Here is a 4043-nt window from a genome sequence, read left to right as displayed (position 1 = left end):
CGGGGTTGATTTCATGAATACATCCATAGTAAATAACTGAAGTAATTGCAAGAATAATCTTTACAATGTCAAATTAAGCATTGATTATGCCATGGTTGAGAATCCGGCCGCCTTAAAAACTCCAGGATACTGGATGTATTCTTCAGTTGTCAGAAATTGCATCATAGTGGCTATTGTATTACCGAGAGCATTTTTTCATTTTGATCCAGGAATACCATTCGTATGCTTCAGCCTGCATGATAGCATTTCGCCATCATCCATTTGCGGTGACCCCTAAAATGCAACACTCCTCGCCTTTATCGATCCATAGCCGCAGGATCATGTTCCACCAGGTTGACATTCCTCACCACATCGCCGAATTTCACAATCGGCCGGAGCTTCTTATTCTTGCCGTTTTTGCTCATTTGATTTAACCTATCATCATAAGGATCTTGTCCTTATTTTCTGGTTAAATTCATCCTGGAACGATCGAACGGTTTTTATAAGATCTTCAAACGCCGGAGGCTTTCCAAAGAACATCTCGTCTTTCATGGCCGCGTAATCGGATTTCCAGGCGGATAGCTGCTTATCAGGCGGAACCAGTTTCAGGCGACCCGGGCTCAAGGTGTCGTAATCCACCCAGGCACAGCGAAAATAAACCTGGCGATGGGCGGCAATGCGCCCGAAAAGATCGAGATCGCCGGCCGCATTGCGGCCGATGCCGGCATGAATCAGACAGTACAGGTCATAATAGTGCCGGGCCATGCGCGCTTTTCGCGTTTTATCAGCGCCCATCCCTTTGAGAGAGATGTTCCCTCTTTGAAGGTGAGGCAGGAGCCCCATTCCTGCAGATCAAACAACTTTTTCAGGGTCCAGCAGACCCAGAAGTCCTTGGCTTCAATGGTGGCCGGCGGCAGACCGATTTTATCCTGCGCCTGTTCGCAGACAATGCGCCTCCGGTCTTCGGAAAATGCCAGGAATTCGTCCACGTCAATTCGGTTCCTTTTTTTGGCCGAGCCGCCGCATCATGTCGGCGATCCAGGCGGGCGCAAAACGGAGATCTTTCAGCAGGAGTTTTCTGTCATCAGGTTTCAGCCTTCGGTCAAGCCGGGCAATAATCTCGTCATCCACATGCTGCTGCCCCAAGTGGCGCAGGGCCTGGATGACCAATCCGCTGGTCCTGCCGGCCGTTGCCATGTTCCGCGGCGTGGTCTGCTTCAGAATAATCTGTTTTTTTCCGATTTGTACGGTGCGGGAACGTCCATCGGTAAGATAGACGATCTTCATGGGAACCTGAGTGGAAAGCCCCAGCAGATTGGCGGCATAAGCGCCCGACGGCTGCAGACGAACCGCATCGCGCCCGGCCAAGGCCCTGGCCACAGCATCCGGAGACGGGGTCAGCACCCCGAGCGCCGGATCAATACGTGGATAATCATACACTCCCCGGGCCAGTTGGCGGATGCGTCCGGACTGACGATGCCGCTTTAATGCCGAGGCAACAGCGTCGCGGCTCCCCAGATCGGAAAAGTGAGCCGGCGTAAATACCCACCCCATGCCGTTACCATAAATACGACTTATGACTTTATTGTCAATGCTTTGTATGTGTTTTTCCATGATATTTTCGACCCATATTTATATTTGTTTTTGTGTCAAAAATATACTCGCTTTTCAGCGTAATGTCGAGTCTTTTAGTGTCTTGAACAGTTCCCCCATGGACTTTCTCAGTTTTGTTGAACTCTGCTGCCACTCAGCTATCGTCTCTTCAAGAGAGTCGGCGCCATGGATTTGATCATGTGCTGCACCCATGCAAAATCACCGGTTTTGGCGGGCGGCAAACCGGCAAAGTTCCTTATTTGATTTATTCCTACTTGACCTTAAACCACAACAGCCGGGACGGGTCCGCTCCCGGATTTTTCCAAAGGGTCGGTATGTCGGCGGTCAGGTAGATGGTATCGCCCGGTGCGATGCTGTAAACCGCTTTATTTAATTCCATTTGGAGTTTTCCGGACAGCAGGTAACCGACCTCTTCTCCCTTGTGGATGAAAAAATGCGAGTGCAGGCTCTGATTGGCCGGTATTTCAATGAGGTAGGGTTCGGCCTTGGGATCAAAGTCCATGGGCGTCAACAGTTTGACGATAATGCTGTCCTTGGGCAGATCCGTGATTTTGATTTCCCGAGCATCTGCCGTTTTAAAGACCGCCTGGCCGGTCAGCGCCGGGGATTCCTGGAAAAAGGAACCCATCTCAACGGAGAGAACCTCGGCGATTTTAAACAGGGCCGGCAGGGAAGGATAAATCTGGTTGCTTTCAATCTGTGATATGGTGCTGGGAGTGACCCCCACAAGTCTGGCCAGTTCGGTCTGGGACAGTCCGCGTTTGGTCCGCAGTTTTTTCAATCGGGCACCCAGAGCGATTCGGCTGGACGTTCGGGTTTCGGAATCGAAAACGACGTTTAAATCCTTGCTCCAGTAGGGGTGAGGGGTGTTGAGATATTGCAGGTCGCGCTTTTCAGCCTTTAGGATGCTTAATGTTGTCTTGCCTCTTTTAACCGACAGGTCGATGGCGACCTGGGCGATCTGATTGATCTGGGCTTTGAGGCGGGGGGAATGGGCTTCCTTTTCCATGATCCAGTATGCAATGGTGTTGAGCTCATAGAGGCGCGGACAGGAATGCGAATAAAAATTCAGCAGATGTTCTTCTCCCTCCCACAGCTCCTGCATTCCGGTTAAACTCTCAAAGACGAAGCGCACATCTCCTTTCAGGGTCTTGTGAACGCCGTAAAAGGCATCTGTAACCCGGCTGACGTTGCGGGGATCTTCAACACAGATAATTCGACCGGACAAGCTGCAGGATTTCTGTTTATAAAAATCAAGAAACACATCTGCGCCGGCGCCTTTGCCATGGGTGAAACAGTCCAGCAGGGTCAGATTTTTATATGCGGCCAACGGTCCCAGTTTTTCCAACAGATTGCGGGGAGACCGGTCAAAACTGACATAAATCATGGGTTTTACGCTGGCGTTGCGAGACCTGCATGAAGTTGTGGCAAAACACCGAAGCCAGGCTGCCGGCATCGTCATACCAGACGACATTGTCGCCGATGAACAGGCCGTTCAGCAGCCGGTCCAATTGGCTGACCCCGGAAGACACGCGGTATTTTTTAGCGGCCATCAATACTCCTTTTTACCCTGTTTGACTTCTATAATGGTTTACGGGCTCGTCCTTTCCCAAACGGTCTTTGCGCGGATGAGCTCCTGAGCACTATCTTCTTTTATGATACTGTGCAAAAATGTACCGGGCTTTCCCTCAAGGGGTCGGGATTTGGAAATCACGAAGTCTCCATGAAAGGCTTCGGCCACATAGTTAACCTCCAATCGGGTCAGCATCGATCGTTGCAGTTCTTCGGCAGGCATGCTCTCAACAAGCCACTCAATAAAGCTGACATTGTTGACATGCCGGTTGGTGTCGAGATCCTGGTAGCGGATCCGAAATCGCGTTTCATGCTCATAGGCGCTGAGTTTGGGAATCTTTTCAAAAAGGTTCAGTTCCGGACAGGTTTGGGATCCCTGCGTGACGGGGTTCAGTTTTTTCAGGAACGGTTCAATTCTTAGGGGACGGCGGTTTTGCGTATCGATGATCAGCCAGGCCGTGGCGGCAGATCCCATCAGGCGGTTCTGATTGTCATGGAAGAGAAAATTACGGAGTGCGAACAGGCGTCGGCTTCCCGATGGCCAGGTCGTAACACGAAACGTTTCTTGCCAACCCGGATACGATTTCATCTGTAATGCCAGGCGTGAGAGCATCCAGGTTTTGCTTTCTTTCTGCAACTGAGCGACGGATAGGCCGAGTTCGTCGGCGTGTTTTCCGGCGGCGTCCTGCATGAAATTGCACAGCGCCGAGAGGCTGAGCCGTCCGCCGGCTTCCACCTCATAGGAGCGGATCGTGTATGCCTCACTGAGCAGGAGAGCATCTTGGGGTAAGGAAATCCGGTACGGATCGGCATCAGGGATGTCGGTGGCACCCACAGCGCCGGTAACATTTTCCCGACCTGTTGATATCGGTTCTTTG

The 4043-nt window shown here is 51.3% G+C and carries 6 protein-coding genes; all 6 read right to left on the bottom strand.

Going from position 1 to position 4043, the window contains the following annotated elements:
- Positions 1-420: 420 nt before the first annotated feature.
- On the bottom strand, positions 421-744 hold the full coding sequence (locus tag P1P89_22510; protein ID MDF1594294.1) for a nucleotidyl transferase AbiEii/AbiGii toxin family protein: 324 nt from the start codon (positions 742-744) through the stop codon (positions 421-423).
- Complete coding sequence (locus P1P89_22505; GenBank protein ID MDF1594293.1) at positions 711-968, bottom strand: hypothetical protein; 258 nt, start codon at positions 966-968, stop codon at positions 711-713. Before P1P89_22505 ends, P1P89_22510 begins: the two co-directional genes overlap by 34 nt.
- Before the next feature lies 1 nt (position 969).
- The gene (locus P1P89_22500; GenBank protein ID MDF1594292.1) at positions 970-1593 is read right to left on the bottom strand and encodes a DUF6088 family protein; all 624 of its coding nucleotides are present in this window, start codon (positions 1591-1593) and stop codon (positions 970-972) included.
- A gap of 250 nt (positions 1594-1843) precedes the next feature.
- Positions 1844-2980 (bottom strand): helix-turn-helix domain-containing protein, encoded by a 1137-nt coding sequence (locus tag P1P89_22495; GenBank protein ID MDF1594291.1) that lies wholly within the window; start codon positions 2978-2980, stop codon positions 1844-1846.
- Entirely contained in the window at positions 2961-3146 is a 186-nt protein-coding gene (locus tag P1P89_22490; protein ID MDF1594290.1) for a hypothetical protein, read from the bottom strand. The genes P1P89_22495 and P1P89_22490 overlap by 20 nt, the downstream gene beginning before the upstream one ends.
- Before the next feature lie 38 nt (positions 3147-3184).
- Positions 3185-4043, bottom strand: an 859-nt coding sequence (locus P1P89_22485; protein ID MDF1594289.1) for a thioesterase, incomplete at its 5' end; no start/stop codon positions are given.

Source organism: Desulfobacterales bacterium (assembly GCA_029211065.1).
GTDB lineage: Bacteria > Desulfobacterota > Desulfobacteria > Desulfobacterales > JARGFK01 > JARGFK01.
The sequence above is the reverse complement of the archived record's forward strand: the minus strand, read 5'-3'. Positions and strand labels throughout refer to the sequence as shown.

Bases quoted from the DNA above. Each gene is read 5' to 3' on its own strand.
- P1P89_22510 (MDF1594294.1), bottom strand. From the start codon at position 744: ATGGCCCGGCACTATTATGACCTGTACTGTCTGATTCATGCCGGCATC.
- P1P89_22500 (MDF1594292.1), bottom strand. From the start codon at position 1,593: ATGGAAAAACACATACAAAGCATTGACAATAAAGTCATAAGTCGTATT.
- P1P89_22495 (MDF1594291.1), bottom strand. From the start codon at position 2,980: ATGATTTATGTCAGTTTTGACCGGTCTCCCCGCAATCTGTTGGAAAAA.
- P1P89_22490 (MDF1594290.1), bottom strand. From the start codon at position 3,146: ATGGCCGCTAAAAAATACCGCGTGTCTTCCGGGGTCAGCCAATTGGAC.